Annotated in this window: 1 pseudogene; it reads right to left on the reverse strand. The window is 46.5% G+C overall.

The features are described from left to right. Positions 1–368: pseudogene (locus M0413_RS23155) on the reverse strand (IS3 family transposase); the annotation flags it as partial.

The following is a 368-nucleotide window of genomic DNA, read 5'->3' on the forward strand; positions in this document are numbered from 1 at the left end:
ACGGGCCCCTAACCTTGGCATATATTTACGCCAGTACTGGACCCAGTCTTTGATGATCGATAGCTCAGCTCTACGACTTTCCATTCGAGCAACTGCCTGATAAATACCTTGTCTCGACATACCCGCAGCACGACATGCGGCTACGAGGTTTATTTCTCCGTTGCCTTTTGCTTGCCAGACGTACCGGATAAGTACTTTTTTCTGAGGCCTGCTCCATATTCATTGTCCATGATATCAACCATACCATTGAGGATTTTGTTACGCAGTTTCTCTTCTGCTAACTCACGTTCAAGGCGCTTAATAGTTTCGGCAGGGGTTTCTTTTGACTTAGGCATAAGGGGATGCTGAAAAGGTTTCGACCAATCGAG

The sequence above is a fragment of the Shewanella sp. 8A genome (assembly GCF_023475945.1).
Taxonomy (GTDB): Bacteria; Pseudomonadota; Gammaproteobacteria; order Enterobacterales; family Shewanellaceae; genus Shewanella; species Shewanella xiamenensis.